At 73.4% G+C, this 16,459-nt stretch carries 13 protein-coding genes; 6 read left to right on the top strand and 7 right to left on the bottom strand.

All coding sequences use genetic code 11. The features are described 5' to 3' along the window. The first annotated feature begins 148 nt into the window (after window positions 1-148). Window positions 149-1,348: an HAD-IA family hydrolase gene (locus JD276_RS00530; protein ID WP_200112695.1), complete on the top strand. Its 1,200-nt coding sequence runs from the start codon at window positions 149-151 to the stop codon at window positions 1,346-1,348. 130 nt (window positions 1,349-1,478) lie between these two features. Here JD276_RS00530 and JD276_RS00525 read toward each other — a convergent pair whose 3' ends face one another. After that, entirely contained in the window at window positions 1,479-2,222 is a 744-nt protein-coding gene (locus JD276_RS00525; protein ID WP_200112693.1) for an SDR family oxidoreductase, read from the bottom strand. 62 nt (window positions 2,223-2,284) lie between these two features. On the opposite strand from JD276_RS00525, the gene JD276_RS00520 reads away from it, so the two are divergent. After that, window positions 2,285-3,793, top strand: a complete 1,509-nt coding sequence (locus tag JD276_RS00520; protein ID WP_200112691.1) for a mannitol dehydrogenase family protein — start codon at window positions 2,285-2,287, stop codon at window positions 3,791-3,793. A 16-nt stretch (window positions 3,794-3,809) separates the two neighbouring features. On the opposite strand, the gene JD276_RS00515 is transcribed toward JD276_RS00520, so the two are convergent. The 6 genes from JD276_RS00515 to JD276_RS00490 form a co-directional block, all read right to left on the bottom strand. Continuing rightward, a complete protein-coding gene (locus JD276_RS00515) occupies window positions 3,810-4,832 on the bottom strand; it encodes a DUF4432 family protein (protein ID WP_200112689.1) in 1,023 nt (340 codons plus the stop codon). Window positions 4,833-4,969: 137 nt separating this feature from the next. Next, window positions 4,970-5,707, bottom strand: a complete 738-nt coding sequence (locus tag JD276_RS00510; RefSeq protein WP_200112687.1) for a response regulator — start codon at window positions 5,705-5,707, stop codon at window positions 4,970-4,972. Next, on the bottom strand, window positions 5,704-7,053 hold the full coding sequence (locus tag JD276_RS00505) for a sensor histidine kinase (protein ID WP_233615152.1): 1,350 nt from the start codon (window positions 7,051-7,053) through the stop codon (window positions 5,704-5,706). Before JD276_RS00505 ends, JD276_RS00510 begins: the two co-directional genes overlap by 4 nt. 150 nt (window positions 7,054-7,203) lie before the next feature. Then, window positions 7,204-8,076: an ABC transporter permease gene (locus JD276_RS00500; protein ID WP_200112685.1), complete on the bottom strand. Its 873-nt coding sequence runs from the start codon at window positions 8,074-8,076 to the stop codon at window positions 7,204-7,206. Beyond that, window positions 8,073-9,077, bottom strand: coding sequence for an ABC transporter ATP-binding protein (locus tag JD276_RS00495; protein ID WP_200112683.1), 1,005 nt, complete (start codon window positions 9,075-9,077; stop codon window positions 8,073-8,075). The genes JD276_RS00500 and JD276_RS00495 overlap by 4 nt, the downstream gene beginning before the upstream one ends. Before the next feature lie 106 nt (window positions 9,078-9,183). Beyond that, window positions 9,184-11,169 (bottom strand): helix-turn-helix domain-containing protein, encoded by a 1,986-nt coding sequence (locus tag JD276_RS00490; RefSeq protein WP_200112682.1) that lies wholly within the window; start codon window positions 11,167-11,169, stop codon window positions 9,184-9,186. A gap of 142 nt (window positions 11,170-11,311) precedes the next feature. Between JD276_RS00490 and JD276_RS00485 the strand changes: the two genes are divergently transcribed. From JD276_RS00485 to JD276_RS00470, 4 genes are read left to right on the top strand one after another with little or no spacing between them, the layout of a single operon-like run. After that, window positions 11,312-12,697, top strand: coding sequence for an MFS transporter (locus tag JD276_RS00485; protein WP_307866367.1), 1,386 nt, complete (start codon window positions 11,312-11,314; stop codon window positions 12,695-12,697). Then, complete coding sequence (locus JD276_RS00480; RefSeq protein WP_200112681.1) at window positions 12,694-13,893, top strand: alcohol dehydrogenase catalytic domain-containing protein; 1,200 nt, start codon at window positions 12,694-12,696, stop codon at window positions 13,891-13,893. The genes JD276_RS00485 and JD276_RS00480 overlap by 4 nt, the downstream gene beginning before the upstream one ends. Window positions 13,894-13,905: 12 nt before the next feature. Further along, complete coding sequence (locus JD276_RS00475; RefSeq protein WP_200112680.1) at window positions 13,906-15,399, top strand: flavin-containing monooxygenase; 1,494 nt, start codon at window positions 13,906-13,908, stop codon at window positions 15,397-15,399. Beyond that, the gene (locus JD276_RS00470; protein WP_200112679.1) at window positions 15,396-16,388 is read left to right on the top strand and encodes an alpha/beta hydrolase; all 993 of its coding nucleotides are present in this window, start codon (window positions 15,396-15,398) and stop codon (window positions 16,386-16,388) included. The genes JD276_RS00475 and JD276_RS00470 overlap by 4 nt, the downstream gene beginning before the upstream one ends. Window positions 16,389-16,459: the final 71 nt, after the last annotated feature.

The following is a 16,459-nucleotide window of genomic DNA, read 5'->3' as shown; positions in this document are numbered from 1 at the left end:
TCGTTGTCATTCGCAGAATTCAGAGGTCGTCCACGACCATCAGGGATATACTCGACCCGAATAGACAACGTTGTCAAGTCACAGTTCGGTGTCGCTGTGCGGCGGCGGGATGCGCCCGACCGCGGGCGGCCCGTCGGAGGAGGAGCACATGCCGATCATCGCCGTGGCGGGAGCCGCCGGAACGGGGAAGACCACGCTCGGGCGCGCGCTCGCCGCGGGCCTCGGGCTCCCCCTGCTCGACCTCGACACCCTCACCGAGCCGCTGCTCGACGGGCTCGCGCCCTGGCTCCCGCCCGGCGACCACTGGAACGCCGCCCGGCACCGGGCGACCGTCCGCCCCGCCCGGTACGCGGCGCTGCGCGCCCTGCTCGCCGACCAGGCCTCCGTGGGCTCGGGCGCCGTGGTCGTCGCCCCCTTCACCGCCGAGCTGGCCGGGGGGCCCGAGTGGCGCGCCCTCATCGACGCCTGCGGCGCCGAGCCCGTCGTCGTGCGCATGGTGGGGGATCCCGAGCTGCTGGTGGAGCGCCGCGGCGAGCGCGCGGGCGGGGCGGCGGCAGCGCGCGACGCGCACGCCCGGCCCGCGCCCGAGCAGGTGCCCGCGATCCCCCATCTCGAGATCAGCAGCGCCCTGTCGACCGAGCAGCAGCTGGTGCGCGTGCGGCGCCACCTCGGCGGCGACCGCCCGCTGCCCGAGCGGTCGCCGGTCTACGAGCGCGACTTCCTCGCCGCCCTCTTCGACCTCGACGGCACCCTCATCGACTCGACCCCGGCCGTGCTCCGCTCCTGGTCGCGCCTCGCAACCGAGTTCGACATCAACCTGGCGCTGCTCGAGGCCAGCCACGGGCGTCCGGCCGAACTGCTGCTCACCGACATGCTGCCCCTGGACCAGGTGCCGCGGGCGCTCGCCCGGATCGAGCACCTCGAGAGCACGGAGGTCTCCGGCGTGCGGGCGATCCCCGGCTCCCTCGAACTCTTCGACGCCATGCCGAGCCGCGCCATCGTCACGAGCGGCACGGTGCCGATCGCCTCGAGCCGCATCGCGGCCTCGGGCCTGGTGCCCCCCGAGGTCGTGGTCACGTTCGACGACGTCGAGCGCGGCAAACCCGATCCCGAGCCCTTCCTCACCGGCGCCGGGCGGCTGGGCGTCGACGCCGCCGGCTGCGTCGCGTTCGAGGACGCGCCCGCGGGCATCACCGCGGCGCGCGCCGCCGGGTGCACCGTCGTCGCCATCACCGGGACGCACAGCGCAGACGAGCTGGCGGCGGCCGATCTCATCGTCGACCGCCTCGACCAGCTCGAGGTGGTGCCGCTCGCCGACGGCGGCTTCCGCCTCGCGCCGCGGACCTGAGTGCTCGAGAGGCGGAGAACAGGCTCGATCTCCGAGTTCTCGGGTCTTTTCCCGCCTCTCGGGCACCCGGCCGGAAGCGGGAGAACGCCCTGACCCCGCTCCGGGAGAACGCCCTGACCCGCTCCGCCGTTCAGCGAGAGGTGTAGCCCCCGTCGATGGGCAGCGAGACGCCCGAGATCATCGCGGCGTCGTCGCTCAGGAGGAACGCGATCGGCCCGGCGATCTCGTCCTCGGTGGCCCAGCGGCCGAGGGGCATCTGGTCGAGGAACGGGCCCTCGATCTCGGGGCGGCCCCAGTACCAGGCCGACATCGGGGTCATCACGACGGTGGGGTTCACGCTGTTGGCGCGGATGCCGTGCGCGCCGAGCTCGAGCGCCGTGACCCGGGTGATGTTGTCGAGCGCGGCCTTCGACGAGCCGTAGGAGATGTGCCCCGTCAGGGCGACGAGACTCGCCTGGCTCGACACGTTGACGAACGCGCCGCCCTTGCCGGCGCGGATCATCTCGCGCGACGCGTACTTCGTGACGAGCAGCGCGCCCCGCGCGTTCACGGAGATCACCTTGTCGAACACCGAGATGTCGGTCTCCTGCGGAGTGGCGATCTCGCCGCCGAAGCCCGCGCAGTTGACGACGCCCCAGAGGTCGACGCCCTCGCTCCCGAGGCCCTCGATGGCCTCGCGGATCGAATCCTCGCTCTCGAGATCGAAGGCGAGGGGCCGCGCGCCGGTCTCCTCGCACAGCTCGGCCACCTTGTCGATGCTGCGCGCCGCGGCGATGACGTCCGCCCCCCTGCGAGCGAGATGCCGCACCGTCGCCGCACCGATCCCTCCGCCTGCTCCGGTCACCAGCACCGTACGGCCCTCGAAATCGCCCATTGCGCACCCTTCCTGTCGTTCACTGCATCGCATTCGGTCACTCGTAACGTAGACTCGCGCGCATGGCCGATCTCAGAAGCTCGACGTTGAGCATCGCGAAGGACAACGTTGTCATCCCACTCTACAACCGCGACGCCCGCACGCCCAGCATCGTGCACATCGGACTGGGCGGGTTCTCCCGGGCCCACCTCGCGATGTACCTCGACCGCCTGCTCGCCAGGGGCGCAGACGATGGCCGCGACTGGAGTCTCTGCGGCGTCGGGCTGATGCCCGGCGACTCCGCGATGCGCGACGTCATGGAGGCGCAGGATCGCCTCTACACCCTCGTCACCCGGGCCTCGTCGGGCGACGAGGAGGCGCGGATCATCGGCTCCGTCTCCGAGTACCTCTTCGCGCCCGACGACCCCGAGGCCGTGATCCGGCGGCTCGCCGCCCCCGGCACGCTCGTGGTGACGCTCACCGTGACCGAGGCCGGATACGGCATGTCGGGCGAGGGCGAGACGTTCGACATCGATCGAGCCGGCGCCCGGGCCGACGCCGAGCCGGGAGCCCTGCCGCGCACCGCCTGGGGGCTCCTCGCCGAGGCGCTGCGCCGCAGGCGGGCCGAGGGGATCCCGCCGTTCACCGTGCTCTCCTGCGACAACATCCAGGGGAACGGCGAGGTCGCGCGGGCGGCGCTCGTGGGCTTCGCGCGCCACGTCGATCCGGGGCTCGCCGGCTGGATCGACGAGAACGTCGCCTTCCCCAACTCGATGGTCGACCGGATCACCCCCGCGACGACCGACCGGGACCGGGCCGCCGTCGCCGAGCTGACCGGCCTCGAGGACCGCTGGCCCGTGTGCTCCGAGCGCTTCGAGCAGTGGGTGGTCGAGGATCGCTTCTCCCCCGTCCGGCCGCCCCTCGACGCCGTGGGCGCGCAGTTCGTGCCCGACGTCGCGCCCTACGAGAAGATGAAGCTGCGGCTGCTCAACGCCTCCCACCAGGCGATGTCGTACCTCGGCCTGCTCGAGGGCTTCACGGAGGTGCACGAGGCATGCGAGGATCCCGACTTCTCGGGGTTCGTCGCGGGCTACCTGCGCGAGGAGGCCGCCCCGACGCTCGATCCGGTGCCCGGCGTCGACCTCGCCGACTACCGCGCGGCGCTGCTCTCGCGCTTCCGCAATCGGGCGATCCGCGACACGCTCGCGCGCCAGGTGGTCGACGGGTCGAGCCGGATCCCGGCGTTCCTGCTGCCCGTCGCCCTCGAGCGCGCGGCGCACGGGCTGGCCGTCGAGCGCTGCGCGCTGGTGCTCGCCGCCTGGCAGGCGTGCCTGCTGCGGGGTGCCCGGGATCCCGGCGCGCGCCTCGTCACCCACGACGCCCGGCTCGCCGAGCTCGAGTCGGCGGCCCTCGGCGACGAGGCGGAGCCCGGCTCGTTCCTCGACGCGGCACTCGCCCCGGCCGCGGTGCCGGACGCGCTGCGCGAGGCCTACCTCACGGCCCGCGAGAACCTCGAACGGCTCGGCCCCCGAGGCGCGATCCGCGCGATCGCCGCGAGCGGCGCGGATGCCGCGGACGGCGCCGCCGCCTGATCGCGCCCGCCGCGGTTCACCGCAGCGAGGGCGCTCCGGTGAAGGAGATCTCCAGTCCGAGTTCGAACCGTCCGCCCGGAGGCAGCGTCCGCGTGAGCCCCCGCGCCAGAGCGTCGGCGCGGCCGAGGATCGTGGGCGCCGTCGCGGGCTCGACCGCCAGCACCGCGAAACCGCGCTCGGCGACCCGCCACTGGAAGAGGCCCGGCAGCTGGGCGGGGTCGTAGGCCACGCGGGCGGTGAAGCCGCCCGGGTGCGCGATCCCGATCTCGGCCGACCGGCCCCCGGGCAGCCGATGCGAGAACACCTGCTCGGGATACCGCTCCGAGAGGGCGGGGAAGCGGTGCCACTCCTCGAGCCCGGCCTCGGCGGCGGCGTCGCGCGGCAGCACCTCCTCGGCGCCGGTGCGCAGCTCGGTGCCCTCCGCGACGAGCGGCCAGCCGAAGTTCAGGTGGTAGAGCACCATGCACTCGGCGGGGAGGGCGCCGCGGTTGACGACGACGTCGCGGATCCTGATCGCGCGCTCGCCGAGCGGCAGCTCGACCCGCCTGCGCAGCTCAAGGTCGACGCCGAACACCTCGGCCTCGCGCACACGCCCCTCGACCACCGCCCCGGTCTCGTCGGCCTCGGCGCGCACCACCGAGGCGGGGATCGAGCCGTAGCGCCCGTGCATGGGGTGGGCGACGCGGGATCCGGCACCCCCGCCGCCGTCCTCGAGTTGCTCGGGGCCGAAGTTCTGCAGGCCGCAGGTGGCGAGCAGGCCTCCGCCGAAGGTGCGTGCGAACCCGGTGTCCGCGGTGAGGTCGCGGCGGGGGAAGCCTGTGGGCGAGACCCACGAGACGGGCACTCCGGCGACCCGGGCGACCCCCAGGTCGAGGCCGCGGTCGGGAAGCAGCTCGACGTCGAGGTCTCCCGAGACGAGGCGGATCCGTCGCGTACCCGCCTCCGGACCGTCGCTCACGACCGACGACTCGCAGGAGGAGATCAGTCCGAGGGCGCCCGCCTCCGCGGCCGTGTCGGCCAGGGGGTCCTGCTCGCTCATGCCGCCTCCGTTCCCGAGCCTGCGCTCACGCTACACCACCTCCCGACGCGGCTTGCAGCGGTGGATCCGCCCCCAGCGGAATCGATCGGGTGGATCCGGTTCCGCTGCCGGCGAATCCACCGCTGAGGGGCAGAGGCTCAGCCCAGGATCCCGAGCTCCATCGCCCGGAGCACCGCGCGCGTGCGATCCGACACCTCCAGCTTCTCGAAGACGTGCAGCAGGTGGGTCTTCACGGTGGACTCCCCGATGAACAGACGGGCGGCGATCTCCGGGTTGCTGAACCCCTCGGCGACGAGGGCCAGGATCTCGGTCTCGCGCGGGGTCAGCGCGGGCGCGGGTCGCTCGTCCACGGCTCGCGCTCCCGCCCCGCTCGCGCGCGCCACCAGCTGCGCCGCGATCGACGGGGCGAGCACCGTCTGCCCGGCGGCCACCGCGCGGACGCCCGCCACCAGCTCCTCCGCGGGGGCCGCCTTGAGCAGGTAGCCGCTGGCACCCGCGGCGATCGCGACGAGGATCTGATCGTCGTCCTCGTAGGTGGTGAACACGAGCACGCGCGGGGCCGGGCGGGCATCGGAGGCGTCGGCGCCCGCCGGAGACTCGGCGCTCTCCGGGGCCTCGGGAACCTTCACACCCTCGGCGCCCGCCGGAGACTCGGCGGCTCCCTGGACGATGCGCCGGGTCGCCTCCACTCCCCCGATGCCGGGCATCCGGAGATCCATGAGCACCACGTCGGCGCGCAGGGCGGCCGCGAGTCCGACCGCCTCCTCGCCGCTCGCCGCCTCCGCGACCACCTCGAGGCCGGGCTCACCGTCGAGCAGTCCGGCGATGCCGGCCCGCACGATCGGATGGTCGTCGACGACGAGCACGCGGATCACGCGGCACCCCCTCCGGTCGCCCGTCCCCGAGCCTCGGTGCGCGCGACTCCGGTCCCTCGCGAGCCGTGCTCGACGAGCGGGACGCACACCTCCAACCGGGCGCCGCCGTCCGATCCGGCGCCGAAGCCCGCCTCTCCGCCCACGAGCCGCACCCGATCCCGCAAGCCGCTGAGGCCGAAGCCGCCGAGCGCCCCGCCGCTGCTCTCGGCACCGAAGCCGACCCCGTCGTCCTCCACGGTGAGGATCGCCCGCGCCCCGCCGGTCGCATCGGAGCGCACGCCCAGCCGGATCGTCACCGAGGAGGCCCGCGAGTGCCTCCTCGCGTTCGCGAGACCCTCCTGCGCCGCGCGCAGCAGCACGACCTGCAGCTCGCGATCCAGCACGAGCGGTGAGAGCTCGCACACGACCCGCATGCCCGTGTCCTCGCGCAACCGCCCGGCCACCCGCTCGATCGCCTCCTCGAGGCCGCCGTCTCCGAGCGGCTGCGTCGTCGCCACGAGGGCGCGCGCCTCGGCGACGGCAGCCCGCGAGGCCTCGCGCACCCGGGCCATGCGGTCGCGCGCCCGCTCGCGGTCGTCGGCTGCGAGCGCGCGCTCCGCCTGCTCGCTGAGCATGACCAGGCCCGTGAGCGTCTGCGTGAGCGTGTCGTGCAGTTCGCGCGACAACCGCTCCCGCTCGGCGCCCGCCCCCGCGAGCGCCGAGAGCTCGGCCACCTCGGCCTGCGCCTCGCGCAGGCTCTCGGCCACCGCGCGGTACCGCTCCCCCTGGGCGAAGACGCGTGTGATCCAGGTTCCGATCACCACGGAGAACGCGAACGACAGCACGGCGACCACGCCCGCGGTCCACACGGGAGACTCGACCCCGAGTCGCGCGTAGGAGAACGCCGAGCCGACGCCGATCGCGAGCGCGAGCAGCGCGCTCGCGAGCACCGCCCGCGCGTACCTCGGCACGATGGTCCACAGCATCGGGTAGGCCATGCACTGCAGCGTCGCGTAGCTCGGGTAGATCAGGGTCGCAGCACCGAGCAGCAGGATCAGCAGCGCGAGGAAGACGACGCCGCGCACGGTCGGCGGGCGATCCCTCAGCGCCCGGAGCAGCGCCGCCCGGCCCATCGCCGCGTAGAGCAGCACGAACACGACGAGCACCCCCACCGAGAGGCCGAACCACGGGGACGGGATCGAGCCCGACGTCCACTCGAACGGCCCGATGCCGCCGGGCACGCTCATCACGAGCACGACGGCGACGACCCCGATGTCCCACCAGCGCAGCGGGCGGCGCGCGGCATCGCCCGGGCCCGGGTCCTCCCCGGCCGGCGTCGCGAGCATCCGGTCGTCGTCCGACGTCATACGCTCACTCTCTCACGCGGCGCCGGCATCGACGGCGCACCTGCGGACGCTCCGCGCCCGCCTCAGGTGCGCCGCCCACCCCTCGCTCCGCTCCGTGGGCAGTCGCGGTAGCGACTCCAGCGGCGCACCTGCGGACGCTCCGCGCCCGCCTCAGGTGCGCCGCTGCCATCTGAACGTGAGGAGGCTCAGCACGAGGCCCACCACCAGCCAGGCCCCGAGCACCAGCGCGATCAGGCCGAGATCCCACTCCCCGGCCGGCTCGAGCGCCGCGAAGTGCTCCGGCAGGAACACCGAGCGCATCCCCTCCGCCAGCCACTTCAGCGGGAACACGGACGCGACGTTCTGCAGCCAGGCGGGCAGCATGTCGAACTGCAGGTAGACCCCCGAGACGAACTGCAGGATGAGCACCGGCGGCAGCACCACCGCGATCGCGCTGCGCGAGCTGCGCGGCACCGCGGAGAGGGCGACGCCGAGCAGCGACATCGTCGCGATCCCGAGCAGGAACAGCCAGGCGAAACGGCCCCACAGCGCGGGGTCGGTCGGCAGCTCCACGCCGAAGGCGAAGCGCGCCACCGCGATCAGCAGCGCCACCTGCAGGAGCGAGGTGACCAGCACCAGGCCCGCCTTGCCGATGAAGAACCCGACGGGCGAGAGCGGCGTGCCGCCGAGCCGGCGCAGCCAGCCCTCGTACTTCTCGCGCGCGATGTCGGTCGCGAGGTTCTGGACGCCCGAGAGCAGCAGCGCCGCGGCGATCATGCCCGGCAGGTAGTAGCCGGCCATCCTCACGCCGCCGGTGCCGTCGGGCAGCGCCCCGACCTCGCCCATCGAGTCGAAGGCGGTCGCGAAGATCGCGAGCAGGATCACGGGGAAGAGGAAGGTGAAGAACACGCCGTCGGGCACGCGGAAGTAGCCCCGCAGCTCGAACCCGACGCCGGCGAGGCCCGTGCGGAGGGCGCCCGGAGCGCGGTCGGGGGTCGCGGGGCGCCGACGGGCGCCGCCGCCCGTGGTCGCGATGGTGGTCATGCCGGCTGCTCCGTCCGTTCGTGCGCGCCCCGGTGCGGGGCGGGATCCGGGCCGTCGGATCCCGCGGCCGCGCCTTCCGGCCCCGCGGCCGCGCCTTCCGACCCCGCCGCCGCGCCTTCCGCCCCGATGAGGCCGAGGTAGATGTCTTCGAGGCTCGGGCGCCGGATCTCGAGCTCGGCCGGCTCCGCGCCGTCGGCCCCGGATCCCGAGCACAGCCGCGCCACCAGGTCGCCCGGGCGCTCCGTGCGCTGCTCGCGGAGCACGCCCGAGGCGTCGCGCCAGCTCACCACGGGCACGCGGGCCTCAGCGCCGCCCAGCAGCGCGGGAGGCGCCTCGGCCACGAGCGCTCCGCCCGAGAGCACGCCCACGCGATCCGCCAGCTGCGCGGCCTCATCGAGGTAGTGCGTGGTGAGCAGGATCGACGCGCCGCCGTCGGCGAGGCCGCGCAGCATGGCCCAGAACTGCCGGCGCGCCTCGGGGTCGAAGCCCGTGGTCGGCTCGTCGAGGAAGACGAGCTCGGGCCGTCCGACGATGCCGAGCGCGACGTCGAGACGGCGCTTCTGCCCGCCCGACAGCTTCGTCGCCCGCACGCCCGCACGATCCTGCAGCCCGACCAGCTCGAGCACCTCGTCGACATCGCGGGGCCTCGGGTAGAGCCCGCCGAAGCGCGTCAGCAGCTCCCGCGGCGTGTAGGGGCCGAAGTCGCCCGTGTTCTGCGCGACGATGCCGATGCCCGCGCGCCAGGATCGGGGCGCCGTCAGGGGATCCTGCCCGAGCACCCGGACCTCGCCGGCGTCCGGACGTCGGAATCCCTCGAGGATCTCGATCGCGGTGCTCTTGCCCGCGCCGTTCGGCCCGAGCAGCGCGTAGGTCTCGCCGGGGGCGATGTCGAGGTCGAGCCTGCCGAGGATCGTGCGGCCGCCGTACTGCTTCCCGAGTCCGCGCACGCGCACGACCGGGTCGTCGGGCGCGCCCGCTCGGGAGGGGTCTCTTCGTTCCATGCCTCCAGGTTGGCGGGGCGGAGCCGTCGGCGGCAGCGACCGGTGGAGGGATTCCGGCATCCACCGGTCGGTGGATGCCGGCGCGGCGACGCTCCGCGGCGCCCGCTCAGATCATGTGGTTGTCGGAGCGGGACAGCTGGTGCACCCGCAGCGCCAGATGGACGTCGAGGCACTTGGTGCCCTGGCGCCACTCCACCCCGAGCAGGTCGTCGATGCGGGTGAGACGCTGGCGCACCGTGTTCTCGTGGAGGTGCAGCTGCCGCGCACAGGCCGAGACCCGCTGATTGCCGTCGAGGAACCCGAGCGCGGTCTCCGCGAGGCTCGTGCCGCGCTGCTCGTCGTAGTCGATGAGCGGGCCGATCGCGTAGCGGACGATGCTCCGGGTGACGCCGTCGCGGTCCCCTCCGATCACGAGCGCGGCCACGCCGAGCATGGCCCGGGTGCAGGGCTCGCCCCGCCGCCCCAGCTGCAGCGCCGCCGCGAGCACCGCTGCGGCGCTGCGGTGCGCCTCGGGGATCGCGGCGAGCCTCCCCTCGGGCCCGGCGCCGCCCCGGGCCTGCGCCCCGCCCGGGAGGCCGTCGGCGGTCGCCTCGGCGGCGACCGTCGCGTTCATCCCCCGCGCGGCGAAGCGGCGGGCCCAGTCGATCGCGAGCTCCTCGGCGCTCTCGGCGTTGACGAGTGCGAGGATCCGGCCGTCGCGCACGGCCGTCACGCCCCGATCGACGACCATCTCGGCGGCGAGCACCGCCATCGCGCGGAGCCTCGGCACCACCGGTTCGACGATCACGGCCACGACCGGCGCAGCGAGATCCAGCCCGAAGTCGCCGGCCCGCCGCAGCAGCGCCGCGTGCTCCGCGGCCGGTCGACCCCCGACGAGCGCGTCGACGAGCTCGGACTGCTCCCGCGCGCCGGAGGCCTCCAGCGCCTTCTGGAACGAGAGCAGGGCCCCGAATGCGACGGCGGCCCGCTGCAGCACCAGGCGCTGCGTGGACGTCGGCGCTCCCCGCATGCCGACAGCGCCGAGCAGGCGGGATCCCACCGCGACCGGCACGAGCACGAGAGCCGGCGCCCCGGCTCCGTCCCGCCCGGGCGCCTCCGGATCCCGCCGTCCCTCGGCCACCTCCACGAGAGCGCCGACCGGAGCGGCCGCCTCCAGACGCCGGGTCGCCTCGGTGACGGCGACGGCTCGCACCGCCGACCCGAGGACCGCGTGCAGGTGCTCGATCTCGACCGCGATCGCGGGCTCCCCGAGGAGGCCGCCGAGGGCGGCGGCGAATTCGTCGGGGCCGGCGAGCCGTCCGAGCGCCGCCATCAGCTCCGCCTCCGCCTCCCCGAGGCGGGTCAGCTCCGCGACGTGCCGCCCGGCCTCCGCGCGCGCCTCCTCGGCCCGCGTCAGGTTGGCCTCGAGCTCCTCGAAGAGCCGGGCGTTCTCGAGCACCGCGGCCGCGTGGGTCGCCAGCGACTCGAGCACCGCCACCTCGCTCGGTTCGTACTCGCGCACGCTCCGATCGGCGACGAGCAGCGCGCCGATGATCCTGCCGCCGAGTCGGACGGGGGCGCCCACGATGCCCCTGACGCCCTCCTCCGCGACCCGGCGCCGGGTGTCGGGGTCGGATCGCACCGACGGGTCCGCCAGGTAGTCGCGGGTCTGGAACGGCCCGTTCGCCGCCGCGACGCTGCCGAGGATCCCCGCCCCGAACGGCATCCGGATGTTCCGGTAGCCCTCGGAGATCACCCCGTCGGTCTCCCGGATGTAGGTGGTGTCCGTCTCGGTGTCGTTGAGGCTGAGGTAGGCCATGTCCGAGCGCAGCAGCGAGCGCGTCATCCGCACGAGCATCGACATGGTCTCGCCCAGGCCCCTGATCGAGGTCAGCTCGCGCGTGACGGCCACGAGGGCCTGCAGCAGATCCTGCCGCTGCCGCGCACGGTGCAGGGTGTCGCTCGTCGCCGCGAAGCGTTCGAGGGTCGCAGCCGGGAGCAGATCCCTCGCCCGCGCCGTCTCGACGATCCCCCTCACCTCGGTCCGCGGCGACTCGCCCAGAAGGGCCTCGGTCAGCGCGTCGAGGAGGCGGTGCATCTCTGCGTCGGGCATGTGATCAATCTACACCGCAGACGTCGAGGTATGTGCCTTCCTCCATACCACTCCCCGAGCAGAGCGGTCAGACTACCTGGTGCCGGCTCACCCTGGCGCAACGTTGCCCGCCCCGCCGGCCCACGCCCTTCGAGGAGAATCAATGTCGCTTCAACAGCAAGAGAACGCCCCGGGCCATCCGAGGACACCGCTCGCCCAGCGCGAGATGCCGAGCCCCATCAAGAAGGTGGTCGCCGCGTCCATGGCCGGCACCGTCGCCGAGTGGTACGAGTTCTTCATCTACGGAACCGCCGCGACCCTGGTCTTCGGACAGCTCTTCTTCAAGCAGACCGGCAATCCGCTCGACGGCATCATCGCGGCCTTCGCCACCTACGCCGTCGGGTTCCTCGCGCGTCCGATCGGCGGGCTGGTGTTCGGGCACTTCGGGGACCGCATCGGCCGCAAGAAGCTGCTGCAGTTCTCGCTGCTGCTCGTCGGCGTCTCCACCTTCCTCATGGGGTGCATCCCCGGCTTCGACGTGATCGGGTACAGCGCGCCCGTCATCCTCGTCCTCCTCCGCTTCGTGCAGGGCTTCGCCGTCGGCGGTGAGTGGGGCGGTGCGATCCTGCTCGTCGGCGAGCACAGCCCCGCCCACCAGCGCGGCTACTGGGCCAGCTTCCCCCAGGCCGCCGCGTGCGTCGGCAACGTCCTCGCCACCATCGTGCTGCTGGGGCTCAGCTGGTCGCTTCCCGAGGACCAGTTCCTCTCCTGGGGCTGGCGCGTCGCCTTCTGGCTCTCCGCCGTCATCATCATCATCGGCTACTACATCCGGCGCACCGTCGACGAGTCCCCGATCTTCCTGGCCGCGCTCGAGAAGCAGCGTCAGCAGAAGCAGAACGCGGCCTCGATCGGGGAGGTGCTCCGGCGCTATCCCCGGCAGATCCTCATCGGCATGGGCGCCCGGCTCGGAGAGAACACCGTCTACTACGCGATCATCGTCTTCTCCATCACCTATCTGAAGGTGCAGGTCGGGATGAGCAGCGACAGCGTGCTCCTCATCATGTTCCTGGCGAACATCGTGCAGTTCTTCGCGATGATCTTCGCGGGCTGGCTCTCCGACCGGATCGGGCGGCGGGTGACCTACCTGATCGGCGCGTTCGGGCTGCTCGCCTGGCTCCCGTTCTACTTCCCGATGCTCAACAGCGGCGAGTTCTGGCCCGCCTTCGCCGGGATCGTGCTCGGCCTCTGCCTCCAGGCGCTCTGCTACGGGCCGCAGGGAGCGCTGCTCGGCGAGCTGTTCCCGACGCGCATGCGCTACCAGGGCTCGTCCTTCACCTACCAGGTCACGTCGATCCTCGCCGGCTCGCTCGCGCCGCTCGTCGCGACGTCCCTGCTCGCGGCCACGGGCTCGACGACTCCGATCGTCGTCTACCTCGGTGCGCTGATGCTGGTGTCGGCCGTCGCCGTCTTCCTGTCGCGGGAGACGCGCGCCGCATCGCTGCACGACATCGACGCGGCGGACGAGGCGCAGGAGGCGTCCGGCCGATGACCGCAGAACGCACGCTCGCACGAGGCGCCGTCCTCGAGTTCACGCCGGCGACGAGGCCCTTCGCCGACTCGCGACCGCTCAGCGTGGGCGAGGTCGAGATCGACCCGCCTCGGACGGGCGAGCTGCTCGTCGCCATCGAGGCCGCGGGGATCTGCCACTCCGACCTCTCGGTGCTCACCGGCGTGCGGCCGAGGCCCGTTCCCATGCTGCTCGGCCACGAGGCCGCGGGTCGCATCGTGTCCGTGGGGCCCGACGTCCCGGGCCTCGTCCCGGGCCTCGTCCCGGGGCAGCGGGTCGCCATGACCTTCATGCCCCGCTGCGGATCGTGCGCGGGCTGCGCCACCGAGGGGAAGATGCCGTGCCGCGCCGGCACGGTGTCGAACGGCGAGGGCACCCTCCTCGGCGGAGGCAGGAGGCTTGCCAGGAAGGGCGAGCGGATCCACCACCACCTCGGCGTCTCGGGCTTCGCGAGCCACGCCGTCGTCGACGCCCGGACCGTCGTGCCGGTGCCCGACGACGTGCCCGCCCCCGTCGCGGCGCTGCTCGGCTGCGCCGTGCTCACGGGAGGAGGCGCACTGCTGAACGCCGCCCCGCCGCGGCCCGGGCAGTCCGTGGCGGTCGTGGGGCTCGGCGGCGTCGGCCTGGCGGCGGTGATCACCGCGGCCGCGCTCGACGTCGAGCGCATCATCGGGATCGACGCCGCCGATGCCAAGCTGGAGTCGGCGCTGGCGCTCGGCGCCGACGAGACGTACACCTCGGAGGAGGCAGAGCGCGAGGGCGTGAGAGCCGACATCGTCATCGAGGCGGCGGGGCACGAGAGCGCCTTCGAGACCGCCTTCCGGATCACGGCCGCCGGAGGCACGACGGTCACGGTCGGGCTGCCGTCGCCGACCGCGACCGCTCGCGTGAGCCCCCTGACCGTCACCGCGGAGGCCCGCACCGTCATCGGCAGCTACCTGGGGTCGGCCGTCCCGAGCCGGGACATCCCCCGCTACGTCGAGCTCTGGCGAGCGGGCAAACTGAATGTCGAGGGGCTCATCTCGGACACCATCGATCTCGACGGGATCAACGAGGGCATGGACGCGCTCGCCGAGGGCCGGGCGCTCCGCCAGATCATCCGCTTCGACGGGCCCGCGGCGCACGCCGCGCGCACGGCCGCCGCGGCCCAGCACACGACCCAGCAACACGCAGAGTAAGGAAGACCGGTCATGATCAGCTCCCCCACCGTCCACGACGCCATCATCGTCGGCGCCGGCTACGGAGGCCTCGGCGCCGGGGCCCAGCTGCAGCGCGCGGGCATCTCGGACTTCGTGATCCTCGAGAGGGCCGACCGCATCGGCGGCGTCTGGCGCGACAACACCTACCCGGGCGCCGCGTGCGACACGCAGTCCATCATCTACTGCTACACCTACTTCCCGCACCTCTCCGTCACCAGGATGTTCAGCGAGCAGCCCGAGCTGCTCGGGTATCTGGAGGCCCTCGCCGCGGAGTACGACCTGACCGGCCGCATTCGGCTCGGCAGCGAGGTGACGGCCGCGACCTGGCTGGAGGACCGGGGGCTCTGGGAGGTGACGACCGCCGCGGGCGAGACGCACCTGGGCCGCGCGTTCGTGCCGGCGTGGGGGCAGCTCGGCGTACCCTTCATCCCGGATTTTCCGGGCATGGCCGATTTCACGGGCACCATGTTCCACTCCGCCCACTGGGATCACGACGTCGACCTCGCCGGCCTTCGGGTCGCGAGCATCGGCAACGCGGCGAGCGCCGTGCAGTACGTTCCCGAGGTGGCCGAGGAGGCCGGCCGGCTCACCGTGTTCCAGCGAAGCGCGAACTACCTGCTGCCCCGGAACCAGGAGGTCTTCGACGAGGAGCGCAGACGCGGGTTCCAGGCGGATCCCGCCGTCTTCGAGGCGCTGCGAACGGAGATCCACACCATGCGGGAGAACGGCTTCCAGCGCGTTCGCCACGCCACCTCGGAGCAGGCGACCGGCGTCGCGGAGGCCCGCGCCCACCTCGAGAACCAGGTCCGGGATCCCGCGCTGCGCGAGAAGCTCACGCCCGACTACGAGTTCGGCTGCAAGCGGATCCTCCGGACCGACGACTACTACCCGGCGCTGATGCGCGACAACGTGGAGCTCGTGACCGAGGGCATCGCCGAGTTCACCCCGACCGGCATCCGCACCGTCGACGGGGAGGTGCGCGAGTTCGACGTCGTCGTCTTCGGCACCGGGTTCAAGAGCCAGGCGTTCCACGCGGGGATGAGGATCACCGGGCGCGCCGGCGTCTCGCTCGACGAGCGCTGGGGCGACGCTCCGGAGGCGTTCTTCGGGTTGAGCGTCGACGGCTTCCCCAACATGTTCCTCGTCTACGGCCCGAACACCAACCTCAACCACAACTCCATCGTCACGATGATGGAGGTGCAGCACGAGTTCATCGTGGCGGCCGTGCAGCGGTTGCGGGAGCACCCGGGCCTGGTGATCGACGTCCGACCCGACGTCGTCGCGGCCCACAACGACGAGGTGCAGGCGGAGCTCGCGAACTCCGCCTACTCCTCCGACTGCTCCTCCTGGTACAAGAACGCCGCGGGCCGGGTCGTCAACAACTGGCACGGGACGGTCGAGGAGTACCGCACCGCGGTGGCGGCGATCTCCCCCGCCGACTACGGCCTGGCCTCCTGGGAGCCCGAGGTGGGGGCGGCGGTGTGAGCGGGGACGACGACACCCTGATCCCGCTCGAGGCGGTCGCCGACGACGCGCGGCCGCTCATCGAGGCCTTCCGGGCGGCGGGCTCCGTCTCCTTCCAGGACACGGGCCTCGCCGAAGCGCGTTCCGGCTACGTCGCCGGCTGCCGCGCCAACGGCCCCGTGCATCGGAACGGCGCGGAGGTCGCCGTCGAGGAGCACCGGCTGAGCGGCGTGCCCTGCCGTGCCTACGCGCCGGCGACCAGCCCCTCGAACGACACGACGATCCTCTTCTTCCACGGCGGCGGCTGGGTGATCGGCGACCTGGACACCCACGATCCGCTGTGCCGCTACCTCGCCGCGGCGTCGGGATCGACGATCGTGGCCGTCGACTACCGCCTGGCGCCCGAGCACCCCTTCCCCGCCGCGCACGACGACGCCATCGCGGCGGCGACGGCGATCCTGGGCGGTCTCGACGGGGGCGGGGGAGACCGTGCGGATCCCGCCCTCGTCCGCGACGCCGAGCGCGTCGTCGTGGTGGGGGACAGCGCGGGCGCGAATCTCGCCGCCTGGGTCGCGGCGGCGTCGACCCGCGGCGCGTTCGCCCATCGCCTGCGGGGGCAGGTCCTGCTCTACCCCGTCGCCGACCTCACCTTCTCCTTCCCCTCCCACCGCTCGATCACGGCCGGCTTCCCGCTGACGGCGGCGTCGATGGAGTGGTTCGCCGCGTCCTACGCTCCCGACGCGGCCGTGCGGTCGCATCCGGCGCTGAGCCCCGCCCTGCATCCGGTGGCGGAGGGGCAGCCGCCCGCGTTCATCGCGACCGTGGGCCTCGACCCCCTCGCCGACGAGGGCATCGCCTTCGCGGGGCGCCTGGCCTCCGCGGGAGCGGCGGTGGAGCACCACCACCTCCCGCGGCACGCGCACGGCCTCGTCACCTCGGCCGGCAGGATCGCGACCGGGCGGCGCCTGCTCGAGCGCGTCGTCGGCTTCGTCGAGGAGCGCACCGCCTGACGGGCGGCACCGCGTGCCGCGCGGGCCCGCTTGACGGGCAGGTCTGCCGCACGGGCCCGCCTATCGGGCAG

The organism is Leucobacter chromiisoli (assembly GCF_016522505.1).
Classification (GTDB): Bacteria; Actinomycetota; Actinomycetes; order Actinomycetales; family Microbacteriaceae; genus Leucobacter; species Leucobacter chromiisoli.
The sequence above is the reverse complement of the archived record's forward strand: the minus strand, read 5'-3'. Positions and strand labels throughout refer to the sequence as shown.

Bases quoted from the DNA above. Each gene is read 5' to 3' on its own strand.
- JD276_RS00475 (WP_200112680.1), top strand. From the start codon at position 13,906: ATGATCAGCTCCCCCACCGTCCACGACGCCATCATCGTCGGCGCCGGC.
- JD276_RS00480 (WP_200112681.1), top strand. From the start codon at position 12,694: ATGACCGCAGAACGCACGCTCGCACGAGGCGCCGTCCTCGAGTTCACG.
- JD276_RS00505 (WP_233615152.1), bottom strand. From the start codon at position 7,053: ATGACGTCGGACGACGACCGGATGCTCGCGACGCCGGCCGGGGAGGAC.
- JD276_RS00525 (WP_200112693.1), bottom strand. From the start codon at position 2,222: ATGGGCGATTTCGAGGGCCGTACGGTGCTGGTGACCGGAGCAGGCGGA.
- JD276_RS00495 (WP_200112683.1), bottom strand. From the start codon at position 9,077: ATGGAACGAAGAGACCCCTCCCGAGCGGGCGCGCCCGACGACCCGGTC.
- JD276_RS00500 (WP_200112685.1), bottom strand. From the start codon at position 8,076: ATGACCACCATCGCGACCACGGGCGGCGGCGCCCGTCGGCGCCCCGCG.
- JD276_RS00485 (WP_307866367.1), top strand. From the start codon at position 11,312: ATGTCGCTTCAACAGCAAGAGAACGCCCCGGGCCATCCGAGGACACCG.
- JD276_RS00530 (WP_200112695.1), top strand. From the start codon at position 149: ATGCCGATCATCGCCGTGGCGGGAGCCGCCGGAACGGGGAAGACCACG.
- JD276_RS00515 (WP_200112689.1), bottom strand. From the start codon at position 4,832: ATGAGCGAGCAGGACCCCCTGGCCGACACGGCCGCGGAGGCGGGCGCC.
- JD276_RS00520 (WP_200112691.1), top strand. From the start codon at position 2,285: ATGGCCGATCTCAGAAGCTCGACGTTGAGCATCGCGAAGGACAACGTT.
- JD276_RS00490 (WP_200112682.1), bottom strand. From the start codon at position 11,169: ATGCCCGACGCAGAGATGCACCGCCTCCTCGACGCGCTGACCGAGGCC.